The following is a 25359-nucleotide window of genomic DNA, read 5'->3' on the forward strand; positions in this document are numbered from 1 at the left end:
ATCTTGCTGCGTTGTGCGACATTAGCGTATTTCAAGCAAGTGGCCCTGCAAAAGGGCACTTGAAAACAATGCCGGGGAACTTTTCAGGAGGACATGCTGATGACTAAGGCTGATCTGGTTGAAAAAATCGCTGCCAAGGCCAATCTGACCAAGGCTGCTGCTGAGCGGGCCCTCAACGCTTTTCTCGCTTCCGTCGAAGACGCTCTCGTCAAGGAATCCAAACTCACGCTTACTGGCTTTGGCACCTTTGCGGTCGAACACCGTAAAGCACGGCAGGGGCGCAACCCCCGTACCGGTGATACGCTTACCATTCCAGCGTGCAAAATTCTCAAATTTCGCCCCGGCAAGATGCTCAAAGATTCTTTGAATTGATCTTCCGCCGCTCTGCCGCATGGCATGGCGGCCAAAACCGTACATGCCCGTCACGGCTGTGGCCGATGCTGGACACGTTCGGAAAAACCTCAGATAACATGTATGCTGGAAGCCACTGGGAGCCGAAGACATACATGTTATCTCGGGTTTTCAGCCTCCGGCCTCTGCGTCGCATCGACGTCCCCCCGCCTTCTGCCCACACCGTTTCCCTGAAAAAAGACTTGCCCTTTTACGGCATGCGGGCTATATAACCCACTCATTTGGCGACTCTGTCGCTGTCCGTGTACGGGTAAGACCGTTGACGGTTATTTTTGGGGCTGTCAAGAGCCAGCCCTGCCGCCGAAGGGGGTGATTTTCTTGCCCGGAGTTTTTCTTAACGAAGACGATTATAACTTTGACATTGCGCTGCGTCGCTTTAAGAAGCAGGTAGAAAAGGCCGGTGTTCTTTCAGAAATGAAAAAGCGCCAGCACTACGAAAAGCCCAGCGTTATGCGCAAAAAGAAAAAGGCCGCCGCCCGGAAGCGGCTGATGAAAAAAATCAGGAAGATGAACATGGCTTAACCGGCCGCGCATTTATGCGCCCGGGGCCTTCATCCGGCCAGTCATGCGGGAAGCCCCTTGGGGTTTCCCGCATTTTCTGCATTACTCCACACTCCACCCCCACTACTGTTATGACCGTCACCACCACGCTTTTTGAGCAGATCGAAAAAGACTACATCCTGGCCTACAAAGCTAAAGACAGCGTGCGGCTCACTGTGCTGCGCCTGCTGAAAACAGCGGTCAAAAACCGCCTGGTGGACATGCGGCGGCCTGGCGGCAGCCTTTCTGATGAAGAGATGCTTGACGTCATCGTCAAGGAAGGCAAGCAGCGCCAGGATTCCATTGAACAGTACACTGCGGCGCAGCGCCCTGATCTGGCGGACAAAGAAGCGGCTGAACTGGTCGTTCTCAAGGAATATCTGCCCAAGGCCCTCAGCCAGGAAGAGCTGCAGGCTCTTATCGAGTCCACGGTGGCTGAACTTGGCGCAACATCCCCCAAGGACATGGGCCGGGTTATTTCCGCCATCATGGCCGGGCACAAGGGGCAGGTGGACGGCAAGGCTTTGTCCGAGGCCGTCAAGAAGCGCCTGCAGTCCTGACCATACCGCACGGCCGAAGGATATTTTGCGACATCCTTCGGCGCACAGCGTCACGCGCCATTTTTACGCCGCATTCCCGCAGGTGGGCATGCCGCAGCATTCCAGCGTCAATCGCCATGGCCAGATATACCGTCCAGCCGGGAGTTGCCTCGCAAATGGAAAGACTGTGCGCCTGGCGAAGAAGCGCCCTCCATACTATCCGGGCTGCAAGGCCTGGCATTTCGTGCGCCCTTTTTTCTGCGGTTCGCCGTACCAGCGCTTTTGAGGCATCAGCATGATCCACACCCGCACGCTCCAGGCCCTTGAATACCATCACATTACCAGCCATCTTTCCTCGCTGTGCATTTCAGGCGTCGGACGTGAACGTGCCCTGAACCTTACCCCGCTGGACTCGGCGGAGGACGTGAACCTTGCCGCGCGCGTTTATGAGGAAGCTGCGGACTGGTCCTCGCGCCCGGCCCCTGGTGGCGCGGTCTTTACGCTTAACGCCTTTCCCGACGTATCGGGCTTTCTGCACGCGGCGCAAACCTCGCGCGCCCACGCCTTTCAGCCCGACGTGGACGCTTTCTGGGCGCTGCGGGAAGTGCTGCGCCTGGCGCGCGACGCCCATGCCGCCATCGCTGTGCCCGATGCGCCACGGCAGTGGCCGCACCTTCTGGCCATGGCCGACGGCGCTCCCCTGCCGGTGCAGCTTACAGCCGCCCTTTTGCGCTGCATTTCTGACGACGGCCTCCTCAGGGATGAAAGCTCGCCCGAACTCTATCGCCTGCGCGGCGAACTGCGCCGCCTGCACCAGAGCTGCATGCGCAAGGTCAAGGACTTTGCCCTGCAGTACAACATGCTGGCCTACCTGCAGGACGAGTTCATGACCCTTTCGTCAGACCGCTACGTGCTGCCCCTCAAGGCCAACTTCAAGGGGCGCATGCAGGGCATCATCCACGACTGGTCGCAAACCGGCGAAACCTGCTATTTCGAGCCCATGTTCCTGGTGGAGATCAACAACCGCCTTCAGGAACTCAAGCGTGAGGAGCGCGAAGAAGAGCGCAAGGTGCTGCTCTACCTGCGCGGCCTGCTGGAAGCCGAACTGCCGGGAGCTCAGGCGGCGCTTGAGCTTCTTGCCCAGCTTGACCTGTTGCAGGCCAAACGCCGTCTGGCCGCGTTGCTGGACGGGCGCTGCCTGCCGCTCACTCCCGTGGCCGAGGGCATACAGCTGCTTGAGGCCCGGCATCCCCTGCTCGTGCTCAACAGGGCAAAGGCGGCCAACAGCGCCGCTGCTCAGGGCGCAAAAGGCGCGGCCGCTGCGTCCGTGCGTCCGCTGGACATCATCCTGCGCCCCGGCGAGCGCGCCCTGGTCATTACCGGCGGCAACGCGGGCGGCAAGACCGTCTGCCTGAAAACCCTCGGCCTTATCGCGGCCATGACGCTGAGCGGGCTGCCCGTGCCTGTGGGGGCTGGTTCGCATGTGCCGTGGTTTAGCCGCGTGGATGCTTTCATCGGTGACGAACAGAGCCTTGCGGACAACGTGTCCACCTTCACGGCCCAGATAGAACACCTGGCCAAAGCCTGGAAGCATCTTGACGCCAGCGGCATTGTGCTGCTGGACGAGTTTGGCGCAGGGACTGATCCGGCCCAGGGCGCGGCATTGGCGCAGGCGGTACTTGACGAATTGCTGGACAAACATACCTTTGTTCTGGCGGCCACACATTTTCCCGCGCTCAAGAGCTACGCCCTCACCAGGGAAGGAGCCAGGGCGGCTTCGATGCTCTTTGATCCCCAGAGTAAAAAGCCTTTGTTCAAGCTGGCTTACGACCAGGTTGGAGCCAGTCAGGCTCTGGACGTGGCGCGCGAACACGGCCTGCCGGAGAGCATAGTGCGCCGGGCCGAGCACTATTTGCTGCAAGACGGCCAGGACGCCACAACCCTGCTTGGCCGCCTGAACGATCTGGCCGCCCGGCGCGAAGAAGAGCTTGTTGTCCTCAGGCAGGAACAGGACAAGGCGCGCTCGGCCACAAAGCTTGAGCGCGAAAAGATGGAAAAAGAGCGCCTGCGCCTGCATGACGAGGTGCGCGCCAAGGCCACCGAGCTTATGCGCGCCTGGAAAGAAGGGCGCGCCACACACAAGCAGGCCCTGAAAGAGATGTCCCGGTTGCGCGCGTCGCTGGCAACGGAAAGCGAAGTCACGCAGAGCCGATCTATATTGCCCAGCCCGGAACATTTTGTTGTGGGCCAGCACGTGTTGCATACCATTTTCAACAAACGCGGCGTTGTCACCGATGTGGACGAACGCCGCAGACGCGTGCGTCTGGACATGAACGGCGTGAACCTCTGGGCCGACATGAAGGCCTTGCGCATTCCGGGGCGACAGGCTGCCCAAAGCCCCACGGGCAAATCTTCCATTCTGGACAGCACACCGCGACAGCCCGTTGCGCCTGAAAGCGGAGGATCAGCCAGACCTGCCGGAGCGGCCGACGGGGCGTCACTACGTCTTGACATGCGGGGTCTTCGTGCCGATGTAGCGCTTGCGGAACTGGAGCGCTTCATGGACAAAGCGCTGCTGGCGGGCTTCAGGGAAGTGGAAGTTGTGCATGGACGCGGCACGGGAGCCTTGCGCAGACAGGTTCACGAATTTTTGCGGGCCTTTCCGGCAGTGGAGAATTTCAGCCTCGCCCCAGAAGACCAGGGGGGCGACGGCATGACAGTTGTAACCCTGCGTTAGCCGATGCGCCCAAAACAGGTTATTGGGATTGCGAAAATTTGCGTTGGAAGCAGCCGTGCAGCATTCTGACGAAACACGTTTTGTTACTGCCGGAGAACAGGATTTTGCGTAGCAGGCTGTCACCGCTGACGGCAACAGAGTCCAAACACACGCACGCCGCTCTCTGGCCAAGGAAAAGAATCTGCAATGCAATCCAAGGACGCCATACGCGCCATCAAGGAGCGCATGAATATTGTGGACATCGTGCGCCGCTATGTGGAGCTCAGGCGCAACGGCCCACGTTGGGTGGCGCCCTGCCCCTTTCATCAGGAAACCAAGCCTTCCTTTTCCGTCAACGAAGACCAGGGATTGTTTTACTGTTTCGGGTGCCACGCCTCGGGCGACATCTTTGATTTTTACAGCCGCATTAACGGTCTGGATTTTAAGGAAACCCTTGAACAACTTGCCGCTGAGGCAGGCATAACCATTGAGCGCGGCCCCAACAGCGCCCGCCAGCAGGGCGAAGAACGCGAACGCCGCTCCTCGCGGCAGCAGATGCTGCGCATGTATGAACTGGCCGCCGGGCACTTTGCCGCCACCCTCAACGGCCCTGACGGCGAAGAATGCCGGGCGTATATAGACAAGCGCGGCCTGAGCCAGGAAATAGTGCAGCGCTTTGGCCTTGGCTGGGCCAAGAGAGAGTGGCAGTCCCTGGCCGATGCGCTGCGGCGCGCGGGCTTTGATGGGCGCATGGCGGTTGAATCCGGCCTGCTGGGGCAGTCCGGCAACGGGCGGGCCTATGACCGCTTCAGGGGGCGGCTCATCTTTCCCATCAAGAGCCTGTCCAACCAGATTATAGCTTTCGGCGGCCGCATCATCGGCGATGAGGACGAAGCAAAGTACATAAACAGCGCCGACACGCCCATCTATAAAAAAGGCGAACATCTTTACGGTCTGGCGCAGGCCCGCAAGGGTCTGGTCACCAAGGGGCGGGTACTGCTGACCGAAGGGTATATGGACGTGCTGACCCTGCACCAGTTCGGCTATGACAATGCCGTGGGGGTGCTTGGCACGGCGCTCACGCCGGAACAGATCAAACGGCTTTCTGGTTTTGTTTCGCAGATGACCCTGCTTTTTGACGGCGACCGCGCCGGGCGCAAGGCGGCCCTGCGTTCGTGCGAAATGCTGCTTACGCGCGGCTTGTCCTGCTCTGTGGTGCTGATGCCCGATGGAGAAGACATCGACAGCCTGCTGCGCGGCGCGGGCCCGGAAGCGTTTGAGGAACTGCAGGCCCAGGCCCCGGACGGCCTCAGATTTTGCGTCGATGTGCTCAAGGCGCTTGCCCCACGGGAAACCGTGGAATGGGCGCGAAACTTTCTGCGTCAGGTGGAGATTCCCGAACTGGTCAGCCCCTACGTTTCACGGCTGGCCAATCATCTTCAACTGTCAGAGACCGACCTGCGCGAAGGGCTTGTCCAGTCGCGCGGTTCACGGTCAGACAGAACGCGCGCCGAAACTGGCGGAACTTCGGCCGGGCGCGCGCGACAGAGTATACGCGATCGTGAAGTCATGATGTTTGCCGTGCGCTACCCGCACCGGCTGACGGACATGCAGGAAATGGGGGCTGATCTTGTTCTGCAATCCCCCGTGGCCCGCCAGCTGTGGGACAAGATCGAAACGCACGGTTCGGAAGCGGTTTTTCATCAACTGGACCAGAGAGAAAAAAATTTCTGGTGCAAATGTTGCGGCCCGGAGGCCGCACCGCGTGACGACGGCGACAGGGAACTGGAATCACTGCGGCATTATCTGAACAATTACTACGCCTCAGCGCAAAAATCATCTCTATCCGCAGCCTTGAGAGCCAATACCGGCACAGGTGACTTTGAGGCTGATTTGGACTATCTTCGCGCACTTAAGGAAACCTTGGAGAAAGGGCATGAGCAATCTTAAAGATATCCAGCAGATTCAATCGCTTATTGCTAAAGGCAAGGGCGCGGGCTTTTTGACTTTTGAAGAGGTCAACAAGGCTCTGCCCGTTGAAATGAGCACGCCCGAGCAATTTGAAGAAATTATCGGCATCTTTGAACAGCTGGAAATCGTTATTGTGGATTCGGAAAAGGACGGCAAAAAGATTTCCGCCGCCGCTACCGAATCGGATGAAGAAATTACCGACAGCTCGCTGGATCTGTCCGAAGACGAAGAGTCCGCCGACTATTCGTCGCGCAGCACCGACCCCGTGCGCATGTATTTGCGCGAAATGGGCGCCGTTCCCCTGCTGGACCGTGACGGCGAAGTGGTCATCGCCAAAAAAATCGAAATGGGCGAGCAGGACGTGCTCTACGCCCTGGTTGAAGTTCCTGTGGCGGTTGAAGAACTCATCAATGTCGGCGAAGACCTGCGCCAAAACCGCATCAAACTTAAGGATGTGGTCAAAACCATTGAAGAGGACGACCCCAGCGAAGACGAAATGAACCAGCGCTCGCGCGTTATTCTGCTGCTTGACGAAATCAAGCAGACCTTCAAGAAAAAGCGCAAGATTTACAAAAAGCTGGATACATGCGCCTGCATGGATCGCCGCGTCACCGCCGTGCAGAAAGAAATTATCTGCTTCAAGGAAGAAATCGTCACGCGCCTGCGCGACATCAAGCTGGAAAAAACCCTCATCGACCGCATCATTGAAACGGTTGAAGACTACGTGCGCCAGATGCACAACTGCCAGCGCGACCTTTCGGCCTACATTCTTTCCACCGGCCGCACCCAGGCAGAAATCCAGGCCATGTTCGACGGGCTTGAAAAGCGTGAGGTGAATCCCGTTGACGCTGCCCGCGATCTCAAGCTCAGCGTGGACGAGCTTTTTTCCTTCAAGGAAATGATCATCGGCAAGATCGAAATTCTCAGCCGCCTTCAGGAAAAATGCTGCCACAACGTGACGGACCTTGAAGAAGTGCTGTGGCGCATCAAGCGCGGCAACACCGCCGCCATGCGCGCCAAGCAGGAGCTTATCCGCTCGAACTTGCGCCTCGTGGTGTCCATTGCCAAAAAATACACCAACCGCGGGCTTCAGTTCCTTGACCTCATCCAGGAAGGCAACATCGGCCTCATGAAGGCTGTGGACAAGTTTGAATACCAGCGCGGCTACAAGTTCTCCACCTACGCCACGTGGTGGATACGTCAGGCCATCACCCGCGCCATTGCCGACCAGGCCCGCACCATACGCATACCCGTGCACATGATTGAGACCATCAACAAGCTCATCCGCACGTCGCGCTATCTTGTGCAGGAACTGGGCCGCGACCCCACCCCGGAAGAAATCGCCGAACGTATGGAATATCCGGTGGAAAAGGTCAAAAAGGTGCTCAAGATCGCCAAGGAACCCATTTCGCTGGAAACGCCCATTGGTGATGAAGAAGATTCGAGCCTCGGCGACTTCATTGAAGACAAAAAGGCTGTGGCCCCGGCTGAAGAAGTCATCAACACCAAGCTGTCCGAGCAGCTGGCCGCCGTATTGGCCGACCTCACCCCGCGTGAGGAGCAAGTGCTGCGCAAGCGCTTCGGCATTGCTGAAAAGAGCGACCATACCCTTGAAGAAGTGGGCAAGCTCTTTAACGTTACCCGTGAACGCATCCGGCAGATCGAAGCCAAGGCCCTGCGCAAACTGCGCCACCCGGTTCGCAGTCAGCCCCTGCGCTCGTACTACGAAAATTGATTCATGCGGGGCGGTCTGGCAGTATGCGCCAGGCCGCCCCGGCTTCATGGCCGCGCAGAACAGCAGGGTTTACGGTACTCACAATTTTGAAGGGGTGGCATGACGCCGCCACTTTTTCACACATGCAGCAGGATACCATAGTGATTGTATCAGCTTTGCGCAGGTTCGGGCGGCTGTACAGCGCGCCCAGGTTTTTTGGCCTTCTTTGTCTGCTGGCTCTCCTGCCCTTGTTGAGCCTTTCACCCGTCGCCTGTGCCTGGGCCCAGACGCAACAGCAGGCCGCCGCCCCCACTCCCGCAGATGCGGCTTTGGACACTGCGGGCACTGCTGCCAGCACCATCCCGAACAACGCCGATGGCCCCCGTGACGCCACAGCAGCAGTCACGAACGCCGCTGAAGTTGAAGTTTCGCCCGTTGAACCGGCTGCCGCCGCAGAGCCTGACAGCACTGCTCCCGCCGCCGCCGATGCGGCGCCTGCGCCTCAGACGGCTCCCACGACTCAGGCGGCCAGTCCTGGCCCCGAGGCCCCGCCTCTGCCCCAGCCGCTTGGGCTTGTGGCTACCTGTTTTGACGGCGACACCCTCAAGCTCACGGACAGGCGCGTCGTGCGTCTGGCGGGCATTGACGCGCCCGAACTGGCCAAGGGAGACCGCAAGGGCCAGCTTTTTGCGCGTGAAGCCAGGGGCCAGCTCACCACGCTGACCCAGGGCCAGCAGGTGAAGCTCCTTCAGGCGGGCGTCAAGCATCGCGATCTGTATGGCCGCATCCTGGCTGAAGTTCTGCTGCCTGACGGCAGATCCCTCAACGAAATCATGGTGCGCAATGGCGCTGCCTATTTCTATCCGCACCGCGACCTGAACCCGCAGTTGCAGGAACGCCTGCGCAACCTGCAACACGAGGCCATCGCCGAACGCCGGGGCATGTGGGGCTTTCTGCTTTCGCAGCCTGTGGCCAAAAACACCTACCTTGGCAACAAGGAGTCCCTGCGTTTCTTCCCCTCAGACTGTGCCGAAGCCCAGAAAATCCGCCCAAGAAACCGCGTCTATTTCGGCAACCTGATGGATGCCTTCATGGCGGGCTACGCCCCTGCGCGGATTTGCCCCTTCTGGCCGGTGACGCCATGAGCGAACGCCTTGGACAGGATGCCGCCGCCCACGGGCCGCTGGCGGATCAGACGGCTCTGGTCATCTTTTCCGGCGGTCAGGATTCCGCCACCTGCCTGGCCTGGGCTTTGGAGCGCTTCGGCCATGTCCGCACCCTTGGCTTTGATTACGGGCAGCGCCATTCCGTTGAATTGGCCTGCCGCCAGAACCTGCGGCAAGGCATGGCCGCGCTGAACCCCCAATGGGGGCAGCGCCTTGGACCCGATTGCCTTCTGGATATTGATCTCTTTCGCCAGCTGGCCAATACGGCCCTCACATCCTCCGCGCCCATTGAAGAGCACGGCCCTGACGGTCTGCCAACCACCTTTGTGCCGGGCCGGAACCTCATTTTTATTCTGCACGCGGCAGCCTGGGCTTACGGCCTGGACATACGCCACATGGTGCTGGGCGTGTGCCAGAGCGACTATTCCGGTTACCCCGATTGCCGCGATGACAGCATCAAGGCCATGCAGGTGGCCCTGAACACGGGCATGGGCGCGAACTACGTTTTGCACACGCCGCTCATGTGGCGCAGCAAAAAAGACGCCTGGACCCTGGCGCGCAGTCTGGGCGGCTCCGCCCTGGTGGACCTGATTGTTGAGGAAAGTCATACATGCTACGCGGGCCAGCGCGGCAAGCGCCACCCCTGGGGCTATGGCTGCGGCCAATGCCCGGCCTGCCGTTTGCGGGCAGCGGGGTATGCCGAGTATGTGGCCGCCTGCCAGACAGAAAGTGAAAAACCATGTCCAAAAAACAGTTGACTGCCGCACAGGGCATTGAAGCGGCCTGCATTCTTTTTGCCATCAATACGGATGTGGAAGGCATGGTGCGCCTGGCGCACAGCGCCCAGTTGCCGTCCAGCTATCTTGACGGCCCGGGCGCCATCAGCTTTTGCTCAGAATGGCGCGCCTTTACCCATGCGGTGGTCACGTCGGGCCTTATGCAGTACGCCCCCAACAGCGTGCTTATGGGCTATCTGCGCCAGACAGGCAACCTTTTGCAGCACGCTGACCAAAATCAGCCTGCGCAGCACGGCCAGGGCGCAGACCAGCCCGAAGGCTCCGGCAAGCACACAGAGGACGTGGGCACGAAGCTGGAAGCCTTTGTGGACGGCCCCTTTGCCCAATACATGCCGCTGCTGGCCCAGGGGCAGCAGTCACAGTGCCCCGAACTTTTCTGCCAGCGCCTTGCCGTGGAAACGGCGCGGATTCGTGGCGAAGCCACGCCTCTGGACAATCAGTCCATGGCCCGCCTGGCGGCCATCATGGCCATGCTGATCAGCGCCGTGTGGGACAAGCTGGAACAATATGAAATCCTGGCGGACTGACACGCTCACTGCGTAAAGAAGAACCGCCCGTATCAACGGGCGGTTCTTCTTTTATTTGTTACACATCGTCGTCATTATCCAGGAACGCCCAGTGCAGCATGCGCTTGTGCATGCGCAGCCGGTATTCGGACTGTTGCGCCAGCATGGACGTTTTGCCATTACGCATGATGTTGCTGCTCACCATGATGGCATCGGCTGGCGCTGCGCCAAGCATGACCCTGGCGTGCGGCTTTGCCTTGGCCAACAGATCTTCGCTCACGCTCCAGTCATCATATTCTTCAGCGGTAAGACCGCCCCGGCAGCCGACCGAGATGTAATCCGCGCCTTGCACAGCTTGTTCAGGCGTATCCACAAATTCGATCTTGCTCCCCATCCGCGCGGCTTCTTCTTTGAGAGATGTTGCGTTCACATGCGGCGGCAGGGCTATACGCAGGTTGAAGCGGAACCACTCCGTGGCCGTCACCAGGGAATGCAGGGTGCCATTGTGGCAACCGATCCAGGCGCAGGTCACATTGCGAAGATCCTTGGAATTGCGGAGCATGCTGGCGATATCAGCCAGGGCGTGCGCGGGGTGGGCGTCGGGGCTGCCCGCGTTGATGATGGGAAAGCGCAAGGCAAGCCTGTCCGGATTCCAAGAGGCTACAGGCAAGCCATAGGTATAGAGACAATCCACATAATAACTGAAGATCGGCATAAGCTGCTCACGAAAGGCAGCCAGTTCCCTTCGCCAGACATTCCGGTTGCCTTCATACACCACAGCCCCGCCCATTTGCCGCACCGCAGCCGAAACACAGAGCCGTTCCGGCAGGGAATAGTCGGTAAACATGAGCATCGCCACACGTTCATTCATAAAATTGGTGCGGGTTTTGGCGTCCGGCATGCCCATGGCCTGTTGCACCAGGAGCCAGGATGCCTTCTCGCCCAGATTCTTGAGAGTTAAAATATGTCGTGCCATAAATCCTCCGTGACGAGGGTCACATACGTTAATTCAGCATGGTGCTAAGACTCTAACAAGGCGCCGTGCCTATGTCCAGAAGCGCCGCGCAAGCATTTGACACCATACGCAAAGCCCTTGTACAAAAAATAGCCCGACACTGTGGGACCAGCAGTCAATCCTGTGTGTAAAATTCACCTTGATGCTTTTTTGCACGGGTGCAGACTTGTGATTTGCACTGCTTTTCCGCTACACTGTTTTTACAACGCCATTGTGGGACTTCTACTGTTACCAAGGACCAACGGGAGTTTTGATGAAAGCCTTTTTCTTTGACCTTGACGGAACCCTGCTCAATTCTCTTGCTGACATTGGCGGCGCCTGCAACGCCATCCTTGAAAAATACGGCTACCCCGCCCACCCACTGTCAAGTTACAAGCAGTTTGTGGGAAACGGCTTCGGCAAACTTGTGCGCAGTACCCTGCCCGCAGACGTCAAACTTGACGAACAGACCATAGCGCAGATCGAGAAAGAAGCCCGCCACTACTACGGGCAGCACATGTGTGAGCACAGCCGCCCCTACGACGGCGTTATTGCAGCCCTGGAAAACCTGCAGGCCGCTGGGCACCCTTTGGCGGTTCTTTCCAACAAACCCGATGAACATACCCTGGAAATCGTCCGGCACTACTTTTCCGGCATTCCCTTTGCCCTGGTTCGCGGCGCCCGAAAGGACGCGCCCCTGAAGCCACACCCCCGTGCCCTTCTGGACATGATGGAATCAATGCATATTTCAGTCCCACAAACTCTGTATGTGGGCGACAGCGATGTAGATGTGCTGACCGCACATAATGCGGGCGTGGTTTCTGTAGGCGTGGCCTGGGGATTCCGTGGCGCAGAAGAACTGCGCAGTGCCGGAGCCGACCATATTATTGACACTCCTTCCCAACTGCCGACACTGGCGGACGAGAAATAGCATATGAAACGTCTTATCATTCAGATTGATGAAGAAAAGTGCACCGGCTGCGGCCAGTGTATACTGGACTGCGCCGAGGGCGCGCTGGCCATTGTTGACGGCAAGGCCAAACTCATAAAAGACTCTTACTGCGACGGTCTGGGCGCCTGCCTGAACTGTCCCGAGGGCGCTTTACAGCTTATTGAGCGTGAGGCGGATGATTTTGACGAAGAAGAAGCCCTCGCCGCCAAAGCTGAACGCGATGGGCTGCCAGGCAAACCTGCCGGGCACGGCCAGCACGGACCTGCACACGGCATGCCGCATAAACCCGGCGGATGCCCAGGAAGCATGGCACGCGCCCTCAAACCCTTGAGCCCCGGCACTGTGGCCGCCAACCCCGGTCTTGCCACAGATTTGCCCTCGTGGCCCATACAATTGCGCCTTGTGCCGCCCTCTGCCGCCTTTCTCAAGGGCGCGCATGTGCTGCTGGCCGCCCACTGCGCCGGTTTTGCCCTGCCCAACCTGCACAAGGACTGGATAGCGGGCCGCATTCCCATTATCGCCTGTCCCAAGCTTGAAGACAACGCGGCTTTGCTGGAAAAACTCACGGCCATTATATCGTCGGGGCAGATTGCCAGCCTCACGGTGTTGCGCATGAGCGTGCCGTGCTGTGGCGGACTTGAGCGACTGGTGCAGCAAGCCCTGAAGGATGCGCAAAGCGATATTCCTGTGGAGAGCCATATAGTTGCGGTGTAACATGAACAGCGATTTTTTTACTGTCTGTACAAACAAATAGCTTTTATAGCGTCTTGACAAAACATATCAAATCGCTATGTTTTAAGCAGGGTCCCCGCAAGAGCAAAAAGCGGGGACCCCACGTTAGGAACAAATTCGGCCCGGCAAGATAATCACTGCCTTTGTAATAACTTCAGGGTCAAGGAAGAGGCCATGCCCATCAAGATTCCCGCGGATTTACCCGCCTGCGCAGATCTCGAAAACGAAAATATCTTCGTCATGACCGAAGACCGCGCTGTGGCGCAGGACATCCGCCCGCTGGAAATAGCCATCGTCAATCTGATGCCCACCAAGATTGCCACGGAAACGCAGATGCTGCGGCTTTTGAGCAACTCTCCTCTTCAGGTCAATATCACCCTGTTGCGCACAGAGGCTCACGAATCCAAGAACACCCCGGCCCAGCATCTCGAACGTTTTTACAAGACGTTCAGCGAAATACGGCACGGCAGCTTTGACGGCATGATAGTCACCGGCGCGCCAGTGGAACACCTGCCCTTTGAGGATGTGGACTACTGGCACGAACTGCTTGACATCATGAACTATGCCTCCAGCCACGTTTACTCGACCCTGTATATTTGCTGGGCGGCCCAGGCGGCCTTATACCATTTTTACGGCATCCCCAAATTCAATCTGCCGCGCAAACTTTCGGGCATTTACAATCATGACATACTGCATCCGGACTGCCGCCTTTTCAGGGGATTTGACGATACTTTTACCGCGCCGCATTCACGCAATACCGAAGTACGGGCGCAGAACATCCTTGACCAACCGCGTCTGCGCCTTTTGGCCCAGTCGGATGAAGCGGGAGTCACCCTTGCGGAACGCACGGATCACTCTCAAGTTTTCATGACCGGACATCTGGAGTATGATAGGGGAACACTTGATGCAGAGTATCGCCGCGATGTTGACAGGGGCCTCAACCCCGATGTGCCGCAGCACTACTACCCCAATGACGACGCTTCCGCCATGCCGCACATGAACTGGCGGGCGCACGCGCATTTGTTTTATTGTAACTGGCTCAACTATTACGTGTATCAGGAAACTCCGTTCAGTCTTACAGCCATTGCCCAGAACCGCGAATCGCGGTCCCTGTAATACCCAAACCGACCGCTTGCCGGAGACGAGGAGCCTATGCGATTTTCTACCAGAACCCGTTACGGACTGCGTTTTCTATTGCGACTGGCAGCCCAGCCCCAAGGCAGCCTTTTGCAGTTGGGGCAGGTAGCCCGCGAAGAAAACATTTCTTCGGGCTACCTGGAACAGATTGTCCGGGCATTACGCCCCATGGGCGTACTGCGGGCAGTACGCGGTTCCGGCGGCGGCTACGCTTTGGCTAAAGCTCCGGCTGATATTAATATGGAAGAAGTTTTTCAGCATCTTGAAGGCGAGATATCTCCAGTGCGCTGCCTGAGCAAGGGCCGTTCCTGCCAACGGGAAAAGCACTGCTCCACACGCGGCTTCTGGAGTGAACTGGACGCACACATGCGCAGCTTTTTGCAACAGCGAACGCTGCAAGAAATCATAGACACAGAGAAACACTCCGCGTTGGGAGGTAATTATGTGGAATTACACTGAAGCCGTACATGACCATTTCCTGCGCCCCCACAATGTGGGCCCGCTGGAAGGGGCCAACGCCGTTGGTGAAGTAGGCAGTCTGGCCTGCGGCGACGCTCTTAAGCTCTATCTCAAGATCAACGAACAGGGCATAATCGAGGACGCAACCTTTGAGACCTTTGGTTGCGCCAGCGCCATTGCCTCCAGTTCCGTTCTGACTGACATGGTCAAGGGCATGTCTGTGGAAGACGCCCTCAAGATCAGCAATAAGGATATCGCCAATGCTCTTGGCGGGCTGCCCAAACAAAAGATGCACTGCTCGGTCATGGGCCAGGAAGCGCTTGAGGCCGCCATCCGGCAGTGGAAGGGCGAACCCCCCGTGCCGCACGCCCATGAGGAAGGCAAGCTTGTCTGTAAGTGTTTCGGCGTGACCGATGCCCAGATCATCCGCGCCATTCGCGAAAACGGGCTCAAGACCGTTGAAGAGGTCACAAACTACACCAAGGCTGGCGGCGCGTGCGGCGAATGCCTGGATGAAATCGGCGAGATTCTCGCGGCCGAACTCAAGCAGAAGCCTCTGGTGGAGTTGAAGCCCAAGCAGCGGATGACCAATGTGCAGCGCATGCAACTGGTGCTCAAAACCATTGAGGAAGAAATCAAGCCTCTCCTTGCGGCCGACGGCGGCGACATTGAACTCGTTGATGTGGACGGACTGCGCGTGGTGGTCTCGCTGCGCGGACGTTGCGCGCAATGCCGCTCCAGCGATGTGACCATCCGCGACCTGGTGCAGCGCCTTTTGCGTGAACATGTGGAATCCGACCTAGTGGTTGAGGAGGCGTAAGGCCATGAGAACCATCTATCTGGACAACAATGCCACGACGGCGGTGGCGCCCGAAGTTCTGGACGCCATGCTGCCCTACCTTTCCGACCTCTATGGCAACCCCTCCAGCATGCACACCTTCGGTGGGCAGGTAGCCGACGCCGTGGACGCCGCCCGTGAAAGTCTGGCCAACCTTCTTGGAGCCAGCGCGGACGAAATCCTGTTCACCTCCTGCGGCTCTGAAAGCGACAACTCCGCCATCTGGACGGCCGTTCAGACGCAGCCGGAAAAACGCCACCTCATCACCACCCGAGTGGAACACCCTGCCGTACTCAACGTCATGCAGCACTGGGAACGTCACGGCTATCACGTCACCTATCTTGCCGTTGACAACAAGGGCAGGCTTGATATGGACGAGTATGCGCAGGCCCTGTCTGAAGACACGGCGCTTGTGTCCATCATGTTTGCCAACAATGAGGTGGGCAATATCTACCCCATACAGCGCATGGCCGAGATGGCCCACGAAAAGGGCATACTTTTTCATACCGACGCGGTGCAGGCTGTGGGCAAGACCCCCATTGACCTCAGCCATCTGCCTGCGGACATGCTGTCCCTTTCCGGGCACAAGCTGCACGCGCCCAAAGGCATTGGCGTCCTGTACATCCGCAAGGGCGTGCGCTTCCGCCCCTTCCTGCGCGGCGGCCATCAGGAACGGGGACGCCGGGCCGGCACGGAAAACGTGCCCTACATAGTGGGCATGGGCGTTGCCGCGCAACTGGCCCTGGATCATATGCAGGAAGAACGCCTACAGGTGGCCATGCTGCGCGACAAGCTGGAAGCAGGCATCCTTGAGAGCATCTCCGATTGCAGGGTCAATGGCGATGTGGAAAACCGCCTGCCCAACACCTCCAACATTTCCTTCAAGAATGTGGAGGGCGAGGCCATCCTGCTCATGCTGGACAGGCTGGGCATTTGCGCCAGTTCCGGATCGGCCTGCACGTCCGGCAGTCTGGAACCTTCACATGTGCTGCGCGCCATGGGCGTTCCTTTCAACTACGCGCACGGCTCAATCCGCCTCTCCCTGTCGCGCTATACCACTGAAGACGATGTGAATTTTGTGATTGAGCATTTTCCGCAGGTCATTGAAACGCTCAGAGCCATTTCGCCCTTCAAGAACTAGAGCGTGTTACTTTTGAAAAAAGGCAAAATGCTCTAACGCGGCGCGAGAGTGCGGTTCGCCACAACGTGGCATGGATTCTCCCGCAAACCGCATCTTAGGGCAGAATGACAAACTGATGAGAGCTCATATCCTCATCGATATTCTGTAAAAGATTGTACCAACCGGATTCGCCCGGCAGGTCTCTTTCCACTCCCGCCGTGGCCAGTGAGGTTTCACTGGCCACGGCGGGAAGCCCCAAAGCCAAAGCCTGGAACAACAGGGCATCCCGGCCGCTACACAACGGGGCTGGCTGCTTTTTTGGAGCCATTGCCAGAAATGCCTTCTAAAATTCCTTCACAGCCAAAAACCGCCATGACTCAAGGATAGAGCATGCCTGCTTTTTTTATTCTTTTAGCTGTTTCGCCAGCCATCAGCGCGCTGGGACTGCTCCTCTCCCCTCCCCTGTCATATGCCGCAGGCACGGCAGGGCTTGTTTGTGGTTTTGGCGGGCTTTTTCTTCTCTACCAGGACCTGCTCAAACCTTTTAAAACCATTTGCAGCAGCCTCAGAAAACCAGGCACACTCAACCTTCCCCCTGTCACTGATTGCGGCGCGTTGTGCCACATGGCCGAGCTTATGGCCGCACACGATGAAGCCCATACCCGGGAGGTCGCGTCCGCCCGACGCGACCTGGACAAAATGCGGCAGGACGCCGCTGAATGCCATGAAAAATACACGATCGCCATGTCCGGTCAGGTCATGACCAAGGACAGCCTGCACGAGGCTGCGCGCAAACTGCGCCTGCTGGCGGCCGATCAGGCAGAGCAGGAACGTAAGCTTGCCGGTATTTGCCCGGAACTTGCGGAAACGGCTTTTTTTGGCGGGCTCACCACCCAATGGATGGACAAGGTTGCGGCAGAACTGGAATATTGCGAAAACTACCTGGCCCAGATGAACGCCTTTCTTGGCGATACGCCAGCCTCCTCCATGCAGACGGAAACGGCGCGGGAGGAAGAGTTCTTTCAGTGGACGCCCAGCTATTCCACCGGGGTCCCCGTTATTGACGGTCAACACAAATTGCTGCTTTCATACGTAAACAAGTTGCACAATGGCCTTCGGCAAGGCAGCGATTCCGTCCTTCTTCTGGAAATTCTCGATGCACTGGCCGGATACGCCTTTACGCACTTTACTACCGAAGAAATCTTCTTTACCTACACCGACTACCCTTTGTGCCATAAGCATATTGAGGAACATCAGTCCTTTAAAAATAAAATCATGCTCTTTCGCGAAGCGCTGCTGCAAGGCAAGGCTGATGTGGATCTGACCCTGCTGGAATTTTTGAAGACATGGCTCATTGAGCATATCCAGGGCATGGATGTGTCCTTTGCCCCTTATGTGGCGCAGCATCACAGCATTGCGCTGAAAACGGACGACAGCGCAGCAGGCGGCGCAGAGCGCAAGGACCGAACAGTGCCGCATCTGCCGGATCATGAATAAAGCCCGCCAATGGCGGGCTTTATTCATGGTCAGACAATGAAACCGAAACGCTGGTACTCTCTGATGCTACAGGGGAGGTTTATCAGGCTTTTCAAGCTCGGCCGCAATATTTTCACGATCTTTTTTGCTCAAAAGACGCTGATTGGAGCTCCCTCGAAAAAGCAACTCCAGATCGCGCAACTCTTCCATATACGGGCCGTCGATCAAAAGGTCGGTGAGATCCAGCAGGCGTGCTGTCCAGATGTCATCCTGGGCGCGCCGCCACAAATCCTCAAAAGTATACCCTGTGTAGGTAATCACGGTCTTGCCCTTGCCGCGCACCCCCTGTGCCACTGAGCACAAGGGGGGCGCCTGAGCAAACGGTTCGCCTCCGGAAAGGGTCACTCCCGCAAGCAGGGGATTTTCGTCAAATTGCTTGAGCGCCTCTTCCACTGTAAAGAGAAAGCCGCCCTCAAAGCTGTGCGTCTGCGGATTGTGGCACCCCTTACAGCGGTGCGGGCAACCCTGAGTAAACAGAACGTATCGCAACCCCGGCCCGTCCACTATGGATTCATCCACAATGCCGGACAGGCGCATGGGTTGCGAAGACGCCTCATTAGGCATGCTTGACCCTGTCATGTTCTTCAGCGCGTTTGGCATTGTTAAAGCGATCCAGCGTACCCACAAGATAGCCGGTGATACGGCGGGTACGTTCAAAGGTCATGCCCTGGCCCACCAATTTCTGCGCGGGCTTCACTTCGTCAAACAAACGCGATTTCATCAACATAGACTTTCTCCTTGCACGTAATAAATAATAAGTATGGGGTTCAGGCAGTCCGCCGGAGCGGCCGCCACAACAGCAAGCAACATGAATTTTTCGTTTTGAGAATTTGCATTCTCAAATTTTTTACCACCGTGCCGGTCTGGCATTCCAGTGGCGGACGCTCACCCGCGCCGCGCGGAGCGGTTCTAGGGCGAACAGCCCTAGCTCCATTGGGGAATATGGGGATACTTTTTGCGCAGTTCGTCAAGAAGCTCGGCACTGACACCCTCGCCTTCCTTGCGGCCGCACCGTGGGCAGCAGTCATTAATGACGCCCACATATCCGCACAGGGGATCACGATCAAGCGGATGGTTGACCGAGCCGTAACCCACGCCATGGTCGTGCATGAAACGGATAATGCGCTCAAAAGCTTCAGGATTTTTGCAGGTATCGCCATCAAGCTCCACATAGGTGATATGGCCCGCGTTGGTCAGCGCATGGTATGGAGCCTCAATCTCGATTTTTTTAAATGCCTTGATATGGCAGTACACGGGCACATGGAAGGAGTTGGTATAGTAATCCCTGTCCGTAATGCCGGGAATGCTGCCGAACTTGCCCTTGTCCAGAGAGACAAAGCGGCCACTGAGGCTTTCCGCCGGAGTCGCGATGAGCGAGAAGTTCAGCCCTGTCTTTTCCGACTCGTCATCGCAGCGCTTGCGCATATGGCTGATGATTTCAAGGCCGAGCTTCTGTGCCTCTTCACTTTCGCCATGGTGCTTGCCAAGCAGGGACATGAGGGCTTCAGCCAGGCCGATGAAGCCCATGCTGAGCGTACCGTGCTTCAGGACCTCTTCAATGCTGTCGTCCCAGCCCAGCTTATCGGAGTCAAGCCAGATGCCCTCGCCCATGAGGAAGGGGTAGTTGCGCACCTTTTTGGAGCTCTGAATTTTGAGCCTGTGCATAAGCTGGCGAAAAACCAAATCAATCCTGTCGTCCAGCAGAGCAAAGAACTTTTTGACGTCGCCTTGGGCTTCAAGGCCCAACCGGGGAAGATTGACCGAGGTAAAGCTCAGGTTGCCGCGTCCGCAGGTCACCTGCCTGTCCTTGTCATAGACATTGCCGAGAACCCGCGTGCGGCAGCCCATATAGGCCACTTCGCTGTTGTAGTCGCCCGGCTTGTAGTACTGCAGGTTGAACGGAGCATCCAGAAAACTGAAGTTCGGGAACAGCCGCATGGCTGAAACCTCGATGGCCAACTGAAAAAGGTCGTAATTGGGATCTTCTTTGTTGTAATTGACCCCGGACTTCACCTTGAAAATCTGCACGGGAAAGATGGATGTTTCCCCGTTGCCGAGGCCCGCCTTGGTGGCCTTGAGCAGGTTCTTGGTCACCATGCGCCCTTCGGCGGAGGTGTCAGTGCCATAGTTGATGGAACTGAAAGGCACCTGGGCCCCTGCGCGCGAATTCATGGTGTTCAGGTTGTGGATAAGGGCTTCCATGGCCTGATAGGTGCGCCGCTCGGTATACTTCAGGGCTTCCTCAGCGGCATAGGCATGGGCTTCACCCAACATGGCCTTCTGTTCCGCTGCGACGGCCTGATCAAGTTTGCGGCCAAATTCTTCCATATTGCCAAGGCGCGGGCACAGTTCAACGCTGGCCAGCAGTTTTTCGGTAAAAGCCGCCGAGTCCTGGGCTTTCATATGCATGGCAATACGTACAAAGGAGCTAAAGGCCCTTTCGTATTCCTTGCGATACGTTTTAATGACGCCTTCGCTCATGGCGAAGTCGAAATGCGGCACACTCTGACCGCCGTGCATTTCATTCTGGTTGGCCTGGATGGCTATGCAGGCCAGAGCCGAATAGCTTTCAATGGCGTTGGGTTCGCGCAGATAACCGTGCCCGGTGGAAAAACCGTTTTTAAACAGCGGGATAAGGTCTATCTGGCAGCACGTTTCCGTGAGCATGTAGAAATCTTTGTCATGAATATGGATGTCGCCATTGATGTGCGCGGCCGAGGCATCCTTGGGCAGAATGTAGTTGTCGATAAAGTACTTGGACCCCTCGGATCCGTACTTGAGCATGGTGCCCATGGCGGTATCGCCGTCAATATTGGCGTTTTCGCGCTTGATGTCTTCGTGAAGGGCAGGAGAATACGTAAGCTTTTTATAGATATCCATGAGATACGATTCCGCATTACGGATTTTCGTATGCTCGGCGCGGTACAGGATGTATGCCTTGGCCGTCTTGGCGTAGTCGTACTGGATCAGCGTTTCTTCAACAAGATCCTGAATTTCTTCAACGTGCTTGAGGCTGCGGGCATCCAGCTTTTTGCAAACTTTTTCAGTTACGAACAAAAGGTCTGTAGGGGACATATCCTCACCGCCAACGGCCTGATTGGCCTTGGTAATGGCGTTGAGAATCTTGACAGAATCAAAAGGCACTGCCGTGCCATCGCGCTTAGTGATGCTGGCGGGCATGGAGGAAGACTCCCATAACAACTGTGAAAAAAACTGTGAAAAAAGTTCGTTCGCATAACGAACGAAGGGGACACCAGTAACGTATGGGGCGGTAAAGTAAACCCAGGGGCAAGCCTGTAGCCGGGAACAGGTCGTTCCCGCAAAGGATTGGCCGGCAAAGGCCCCGTGCCGACAATCCATAGTATGACTGTTAGGGATTATACCCGACAGCCGTTGGGTATTGTTGAAAGCAGGTCTTCCGGCTTGCCAACCGCCTTTCGGCCTTCCCAGGGCATTGCCCCAGTGGCGCATGAAGAAAGGCGGCGTTTGTGCGGCTTACGGCGGCGGGTCCGCTCCCGTTTTTCACGGGATTCTCTATTAAGCCCATAGGGCGCTTTCAATGTCTAGAAAATCTCAAAAGAACTGCATCCTGTCAATTGGGGTAAGCAAAAAAGGCTTCCTAGTCACGTAGGAACAGTGCAGTTTTTATTGATAAATTTTATTATAAAGCGTTCATTCAAACCTGAAAAAAGGCCGCAAAAAAGTACTGGGCGCGAGCTATACCCTGCCCGAAAATACACTGCCGGAACCGCCATTGAAAGTTCCGCAGCCTTTTATATGTTTGGCTGATGACTCCCTTGGTGCGAGCAACAATCTAGCGCACTGCCCTGACGATTTCAAGGCTGTTCAAACCCTTGGCTACTGCGGCTTTGCAGATGCGGCCTCTGGAAAACCGCACCATTTGCCATTTTTACAGGGGCATATTTTTTTAAGAAATATTACCAAGAAGCGTGAAGACAATTCATAATATACAATAAATTCAGTTAAATATACGTAATTAACTGGCAAAATGATCTTGTCCCGGCCGTATAAACATGGGCATGCCGCACGTATCGGTGATGCCTGCACTCCCCCCTGTCCCGTGACGCAGGCATGCTCCTCTGCGCAAGCCCACGTGCCCTCCCGCGAACCCCCGCGCGCAAGGCGTTCTGACTGAAAGACGCGGCCCTTGGCCTCCTTTTTCACCATACCAACATACAGATACAGTAAGAGTTTTAGGGGGTGGGGGCGTGGGGGAGGAGACCCTTTTGCAAAAGGGTCCCTCCCCCACAAAAAAACTTCAAACGGTTGCTCCCAGCCATCAGACAAAAACCTCCGGCCCTGGGGCCGGAGGTTTTTTGTCAGTGTGTGTCACAGGGCTCGTGTGTACTCTCAACCCTGCCCGGGTTGCTGTCAGGGCAACAGTACAAGGTTGTAGACATCGGCCTCGTCCAGGTACTTTTTCGCCACTGCCTGCACCTGGGCCGGGGTCAGCTTTGCGGCTTTTTCTATGAGCTGCCGCTCAAAATCATAGGGCCGCCCCAGCAAGGCGTCGCTGGCAGCATCCGCCGCCCGTGATCCAAGGCTCTGCCGGTCACGGTAGTACGCGCCCAGCAGCCGGTTGGCCCCGGCTTCCAGCAGCGCCGCAGACAAAGGTTTTTCCCTGATGTCGCCAATTATCTTGGCAAAGCCTTTTTGGGCCTGCTCCACCTTGTCCGGCGTGGTGCCAATATAAAAAGCCATCATACCCGCCTCAGGCATACTGCGGTAAAACGCCGTCACCGTGTAGCCCAGTCCCTCCACATCACGCAACTGGCTGAACAGCAGCCCGCTCTGGCCCGAAAGGACAGACTGGAGCAGCATGAGGGCAGGCGCGTCCTCATGGGTCGGCGGCACGGCCTTGAACGTCTGCAACACATGGGCCTGGTTGCGGCCGGGCAAATGCAGATCAAGCTTTTTGTCCTGTCCCCATACGGGAGCGCCGGGCGCGGCAATATGCGTTTTCGGTACGGGCAGGGAGCGTGCAAAGGCCAGCACAGCTTCGCGGTCAAAATCGCCCGCAACGGAAAGAACCCACGGCTGCCCCAGCTGTTCCTGCCAGAAAGCGCGTACTTCCTTGCCGGTCAGACGATCCAGAATTTCCGTGCTGCCGAGGCCGTCATAGCCGTAGGGCTGCCCCCCTGGGAAAAGAAAACCGTTGAGTCGTGAAAACAGGTATGACGTGGGCCTGTCGGCACGTTGCCGGATGGCGGCTTTCATGCTGTCGGCCTCACGGCGAATTTCTTTTTCTTCAAAGCGCGGGCTGTGCAGCACTTCTGTCAGCATGGAAAAATAGTCCGCGTTGAAACGCGCCGGGCCGGTGATGGACAGGGTGAAGCTTTGCAGCCCGGCGCTGGCGTCGATGGCTGCCGCCCGGTCAGCAAAGAAGCGTTCCATGGCCTGGGCATCCAGCTTGCCGCTGCCCGTTGTCAGGGCGCGGGCCGTGAGACCGGCGAGTCCTTGCTGGTTGGGCTTGAGGAGCGCGTTTCCGCCGGGCAGCATCATATCCATGGCCACATAGGGCACGGTTGCGTCGGGCAGAAGAATAAGGGTGCGGCCTTCGCCCAGTTGCACCACTTCGCGCTCGCCCGCCTTCATGGCGCGGGGCTTTTGCGCATGGTCGCCATCGGATCCTGGCCAGTTTTGCTGTAAAATGGCCTCAAGGTCAGGCAGCTTCGCGCCCTCTGGGGCCAACACGCGCACACGGGCCTGCCGTGGATTGATCCACTGTTGCAGCGCTTGCGCCAACTGGGCCGTATCTACATTGCGCTGGGCAAAACGCTGGTTCATTTCTGCCTGTTCGCCGCCCAGTTCAAACTGCACGGTGCCCAGCCACGAAGCCAGGCCGTTGAGCGTTTCACCGGCGCGGTCCATGTTGTCTTCAAGGTTGAACCTGGCGCGCGCGATGGCTTCGGGCTTGAAGCTTTCAGCCTTGAGCGCCGCCATATCCTTGGTCAGTTCGCGCCAGAAAGGCTCCACCTTTTCCACATCGAGCTGCGCGCTCAGATACACAAGCCCGGCCCGCGCAAGGCTCATGTTGCCCATGCCGATGCTGTCCACCATCTGCTTTTCATACTTGAACTTGCGGTACAGTTCCGAGGTGCCGTCGCCGCCCAAAAGATAGCAAAGCACGTCGAGATCGACAGACCGCAGGTCGCGCAGTCCGGGCGCCGGAAAGGCCATTCCCATATACACCTTGTTCCAGGGGCCGTGGACAACCTCCACGCGGGGGCCGCCCGAAGCGTCGGCCAGGCTTATGGGCTGCGTTTCGGCGAGATCGCCGCTGTTGGTCAGCCCGCCAAAAAGTTTCTGGCTATAGGCCAGCACCGCTTCCGGTTCAATATCGCCCGCCACAAGGAGCAGCATGTTCTGCGGCTGATACCAGTGCCGCACATAGGCGCGCAGGTCTTCCGCCGTCACGGCGCGGATGGTGTCCTTGAAACCGATGATGGGGCGGCCATAAACCGTGTTTTGCAGCGCCGACGTTTGCAGGCTTTCAAACAGCCTGCTCATGGGCGAATCCTGATCGCGCTCCAGTTCGGAAATAACCACCTCTTTTTCCGATTCCAGCTCCTTGGGATCAAGGGAAGGCTGGAAGGCCATTTCCTTGACCACATCCATGCCTGTGCGCCAGTGCGCGGCAGGCATGTCGGTCATATACCAGGTCTTGTCAAAGCTGGTCGCAGCGTTGAGGTAACCGCCAAGAGCCTCAACATCGCGGGCAACCTGGCCTTTGGGCCTGTGCTCGGTTCCCTTGAAAACCATATGCTCCAACATATGGCTTATGCCCGCCTGCTCAGGCTTTTCATTGGCCGATCCGGTACGGACATAAAGGCGCGTGGCCACCAGGGGGAAACGCGCATCCTTGACAATATAGACTGTAAGCCCGTTGGGCAGACGTGTGAGCATCCGGTCGTCTTTGCGAACCGTCTCGCCACTGGCCGCCTGGGCCGTTGATGACAGAACCAGCACGAGAGCCAGAACCACCAATGAGAAAAAGCGCCGCATGAAACCTCCTGCGCTGCGGCCGCAGCCGCTTGTTGATGTCAGGCTTTTCAGCATCATGCTGTCCGGTGTGGACGGCATGAAGTAACAGCCTTGCAGGGATGAAAAAAAACGGGACTTCATAGCCCCGTTTTTTATATTAGTTCTCAACGCGCCATGAAGCAAGCGCCGGGGCCTGTCTGCGCGCATCAGGGACGACCGCATTTTA

23 protein-coding genes and 1 riboswitch are annotated in these 25359 nt (G+C 57.4%); of the genes, 17 read left to right on the forward strand and 6 right to left on the reverse strand.

Annotation, left to right across the window (positions count from 1 at the left end; all coding sequences use genetic code 11):
- Positions 1–99 precede the first annotated feature (99 nt).
- The 9 genes from DESU86_RS01005 (at position 100) to DESU86_RS01045 (ending at position 10381) form a co-directional block, all read left to right on the forward strand.
- Positions 100–372 (forward strand): HU family DNA-binding protein, encoded by a 273-nt coding sequence (locus tag DESU86_RS01005; RefSeq protein WP_179981664.1) that lies wholly within the window; start codon positions 100–102, stop codon positions 370–372.
- A gap of 357 nt (positions 373–729) precedes the next feature.
- Positions 730–933: a 30S ribosomal protein S21 gene (gene rpsU, locus DESU86_RS01010; protein ID WP_040368982.1), complete on the forward strand. Its 204-nt coding sequence runs from the start codon at positions 730–732 to the stop codon at positions 931–933.
- A 110-nt stretch (positions 934–1043) separates the two neighbouring features.
- Positions 1044–1511 (forward strand): GatB/YqeY domain-containing protein, encoded by a 468-nt coding sequence (locus DESU86_RS01015; RefSeq protein ID WP_179979341.1) that lies wholly within the window; start codon positions 1044–1046, stop codon positions 1509–1511.
- 274 nt (positions 1512–1785) lie between these two features.
- On the forward strand, positions 1786–4227 hold the full coding sequence (locus tag DESU86_RS01020; protein WP_179979342.1) for an endonuclease MutS2: 2442 nt from the start codon (positions 1786–1788) through the stop codon (positions 4225–4227).
- Between the two features lie 186 nt (positions 4228–4413).
- On the forward strand, positions 4414–6156 hold the full coding sequence (gene dnaG, locus DESU86_RS01025; protein ID WP_179979343.1) for a DNA primase: 1743 nt from the start codon (positions 4414–4416) through the stop codon (positions 6154–6156).
- Complete coding sequence (gene rpoD, locus DESU86_RS01030) at positions 6143–7912, forward strand: RNA polymerase sigma factor RpoD (RefSeq protein WP_179979344.1); 1770 nt, start codon at positions 6143–6145, stop codon at positions 7910–7912. Before dnaG ends, rpoD begins: the two co-directional genes overlap by 14 nt.
- 140 nt (positions 7913–8052) lie before the next feature.
- Positions 8053–9036, forward strand: coding sequence for a thermonuclease family protein (locus DESU86_RS01035; RefSeq protein ID WP_232088213.1), 984 nt, complete (start codon positions 8053–8055; stop codon positions 9034–9036).
- Positions 9033–9815, forward strand: coding sequence for a 7-cyano-7-deazaguanine synthase QueC (gene queC / locus DESU86_RS01040; RefSeq protein ID WP_179979346.1), 783 nt, complete (start codon positions 9033–9035; stop codon positions 9813–9815). Before DESU86_RS01035 ends, queC begins: the two co-directional genes overlap by 4 nt.
- Entirely contained in the window at positions 9797–10381 is a 585-nt protein-coding gene (locus DESU86_RS01045) for a serine/threonine protein kinase (RefSeq protein ID WP_179979347.1), read from the forward strand. The genes queC and DESU86_RS01045 overlap by 19 nt, the downstream gene beginning before the upstream one ends.
- A gap of 58 nt (positions 10382–10439) precedes the next feature.
- On the opposite strand, the gene DESU86_RS01050 is transcribed toward DESU86_RS01045, so the two are convergent.
- Positions 10440–11336 (reverse strand): ornithine carbamoyltransferase, encoded by an 897-nt coding sequence (locus DESU86_RS01050; RefSeq protein ID WP_179979348.1) that lies wholly within the window; start codon positions 11334–11336, stop codon positions 10440–10442.
- Between the two features lie 292 nt (positions 11337–11628).
- Between DESU86_RS01050 and DESU86_RS01055 the strand changes: the two genes are divergently transcribed.
- From DESU86_RS01055 to nifS, 6 genes are all read left to right on the forward strand, one after another.
- A complete protein-coding gene (locus tag DESU86_RS01055) occupies positions 11629–12285 on the forward strand; it encodes an HAD family hydrolase (protein WP_179979349.1) in 657 nt (218 codons plus the stop codon).
- Positions 12286–12288: 3 nt separating this feature from the next.
- Positions 12289–13020 (forward strand): ATP-binding protein, encoded by a 732-nt coding sequence (locus DESU86_RS01060; protein WP_179979350.1) that lies wholly within the window; start codon positions 12289–12291, stop codon positions 13018–13020.
- Between the two features lie 192 nt (positions 13021–13212).
- The gene (gene metA / locus DESU86_RS01065; RefSeq protein WP_179979351.1) at positions 13213–14154 is read left to right on the forward strand and encodes a homoserine O-acetyltransferase MetA; all 942 of its coding nucleotides are present in this window, start codon (positions 13213–13215) and stop codon (positions 14152–14154) included.
- A gap of 36 nt (positions 14155–14190) precedes the next feature.
- Entirely contained in the window at positions 14191–14634 is a 444-nt protein-coding gene (locus tag DESU86_RS01070; RefSeq protein ID WP_179979352.1) for an RrF2 family transcriptional regulator, read from the forward strand.
- The gene (nifU, locus tag DESU86_RS01075) at positions 14618–15454 is read left to right on the forward strand and encodes a Fe-S cluster assembly protein NifU (RefSeq protein ID WP_179979353.1); all 837 of its coding nucleotides are present in this window, start codon (positions 14618–14620) and stop codon (positions 15452–15454) included. The genes DESU86_RS01070 and nifU overlap by 17 nt, the downstream gene beginning before the upstream one ends.
- A gap of 4 nt (positions 15455–15458) precedes the next feature.
- On the forward strand, positions 15459–16613 hold the full coding sequence (nifS, locus tag DESU86_RS01080; protein ID WP_179979354.1) for a cysteine desulfurase NifS: 1155 nt from the start codon (positions 15459–15461) through the stop codon (positions 16611–16613).
- A 94-nt stretch (positions 16614–16707) separates the two neighbouring features.
- On the opposite strand, the gene DESU86_RS01085 is transcribed toward nifS, so the two are convergent.
- On the reverse strand, positions 16708–16920 hold the full coding sequence (locus DESU86_RS01085; RefSeq protein ID WP_179979355.1) for a hypothetical protein: 213 nt from the start codon (positions 16918–16920) through the stop codon (positions 16708–16710).
- 62 nt (positions 16921–16982) lie between these two features.
- On the opposite strand from DESU86_RS01085, the gene DESU86_RS01090 reads away from it, so the two are divergent.
- A complete protein-coding gene (locus tag DESU86_RS01090) occupies positions 16983–18089 on the forward strand; it encodes a bacteriohemerythrin (protein WP_179979356.1) in 1107 nt (368 codons plus the stop codon).
- Between the two features lie 66 nt (positions 18090–18155).
- Here DESU86_RS01090 and nrdG read toward each other — a convergent pair whose 3' ends face one another.
- From nrdG to DESU86_RS01105, 3 genes are all read right to left on the reverse strand, one after another.
- On the reverse strand, positions 18156–18692 hold the full coding sequence (gene nrdG / locus DESU86_RS01095) for an anaerobic ribonucleoside-triphosphate reductase activating protein (RefSeq protein ID WP_232088214.1): 537 nt from the start codon (positions 18690–18692) through the stop codon (positions 18156–18158).
- Complete coding sequence (nrdD, locus tag DESU86_RS01100; protein WP_179979357.1) at positions 18685–18855, reverse strand: anaerobic ribonucleoside-triphosphate reductase; 171 nt, start codon at positions 18853–18855, stop codon at positions 18685–18687. Before nrdD ends, nrdG begins: the two co-directional genes overlap by 8 nt.
- 197 nt (positions 18856–19052) lie before the next feature.
- Positions 19053–21308: an anaerobic ribonucleoside triphosphate reductase gene (locus DESU86_RS01105; RefSeq protein WP_179979358.1), complete on the reverse strand. Its 2256-nt coding sequence runs from the start codon at positions 21306–21308 to the stop codon at positions 19053–19055.
- A gap of 211 nt (positions 21309–21519) precedes the next feature.
- Positions 21520–21701, reverse strand: a riboswitch (cobalamin riboswitch).
- Between the two features lie 181 nt (positions 21702–21882).
- Here DESU86_RS01105 and DESU86_RS01110 point away from each other — a divergent pair.
- Positions 21883–22095: a hypothetical protein gene (locus tag DESU86_RS01110; RefSeq protein WP_179979359.1), complete on the forward strand. Its 213-nt coding sequence runs from the start codon at positions 21883–21885 to the stop codon at positions 22093–22095.
- Positions 22096–22520: 425 nt separating this feature from the next.
- On the opposite strand, the gene DESU86_RS01115 is transcribed toward DESU86_RS01110, so the two are convergent.
- Positions 22521–25154, reverse strand: coding sequence for a M16 family metallopeptidase (locus tag DESU86_RS01115; RefSeq protein ID WP_179979360.1), 2634 nt, complete (start codon positions 25152–25154; stop codon positions 22521–22523).
- Between the last annotated feature and the right edge of the window lie 205 nt (positions 25155–25359).

The organism is Desulfovibrio sp. 86, from assembly GCF_902702915.1.
Taxonomy (GTDB): Bacteria; Desulfobacterota; Desulfovibrionia; order Desulfovibrionales; family Desulfovibrionaceae; genus Desulfovibrio.

Bases quoted from the DNA above. Each gene is read 5' to 3' on its own strand.
- DESU86_RS01005 (WP_179981664.1), top strand. From the start codon at position 100: ATGACTAAGGCTGATCTGGTTGAAAAAATCGCTGCCAAGGCCAATCTG.
- DESU86_RS01015 (WP_179979341.1), top strand. From the start codon at position 1,044: ATGACCGTCACCACCACGCTTTTTGAGCAGATCGAAAAAGACTACATC.
- DESU86_RS01020 (WP_179979342.1), top strand. From the start codon at position 1,786: ATGATCCACACCCGCACGCTCCAGGCCCTTGAATACCATCACATTACC.
- dnaG (WP_179979343.1), top strand. From the start codon at position 4,414: ATGCAATCCAAGGACGCCATACGCGCCATCAAGGAGCGCATGAATATT.
- rpoD (WP_179979344.1), top strand. From the start codon at position 6,143: ATGAGCAATCTTAAAGATATCCAGCAGATTCAATCGCTTATTGCTAAA.
- queC (WP_179979346.1), top strand. From the start codon at position 9,033: ATGAGCGAACGCCTTGGACAGGATGCCGCCGCCCACGGGCCGCTGGCG.
- DESU86_RS01045 (WP_179979347.1), top strand. From the start codon at position 9,797: ATGTCCAAAAAACAGTTGACTGCCGCACAGGGCATTGAAGCGGCCTGC.
- DESU86_RS01050 (WP_179979348.1), bottom strand. From the start codon at position 11,336: ATGGCACGACATATTTTAACTCTCAAGAATCTGGGCGAGAAGGCATCC.
- DESU86_RS01055 (WP_179979349.1), top strand. From the start codon at position 11,629: ATGAAAGCCTTTTTCTTTGACCTTGACGGAACCCTGCTCAATTCTCTT.
- DESU86_RS01060 (WP_179979350.1), top strand. From the start codon at position 12,289: ATGAAACGTCTTATCATTCAGATTGATGAAGAAAAGTGCACCGGCTGC.
- metA (WP_179979351.1), top strand. From the start codon at position 13,213: ATGCCCATCAAGATTCCCGCGGATTTACCCGCCTGCGCAGATCTCGAA.
- DESU86_RS01070 (WP_179979352.1), top strand. From the start codon at position 14,191: ATGCGATTTTCTACCAGAACCCGTTACGGACTGCGTTTTCTATTGCGA.
- nifU (WP_179979353.1), top strand. From the start codon at position 14,618: ATGTGGAATTACACTGAAGCCGTACATGACCATTTCCTGCGCCCCCAC.
- nifS (WP_179979354.1), top strand. From the start codon at position 15,459: ATGAGAACCATCTATCTGGACAACAATGCCACGACGGCGGTGGCGCCC.
- DESU86_RS01085 (WP_179979355.1), bottom strand. From the start codon at position 16,920: ATGGCTCCAAAAAAGCAGCCAGCCCCGTTGTGTAGCGGCCGGGATGCC.
- DESU86_RS01090 (WP_179979356.1), top strand. From the start codon at position 16,983: ATGCCTGCTTTTTTTATTCTTTTAGCTGTTTCGCCAGCCATCAGCGCG.
- nrdG (WP_232088214.1), bottom strand. From the start codon at position 18,692: ATGCCTAATGAGGCGTCTTCGCAACCCATGCGCCTGTCCGGCATTGTG.
- nrdD (WP_179979357.1), bottom strand. From the start codon at position 18,855: ATGTTGATGAAATCGCGTTTGTTTGACGAAGTGAAGCCCGCGCAGAAA.
- DESU86_RS01105 (WP_179979358.1), bottom strand. From the start codon at position 21,308: ATGCCCGCCAGCATCACTAAGCGCGATGGCACGGCAGTGCCTTTTGAT.
- DESU86_RS01115 (WP_179979360.1), bottom strand. From the start codon at position 25,154: ATGCGGCGCTTTTTCTCATTGGTGGTTCTGGCTCTCGTGCTGGTTCTG.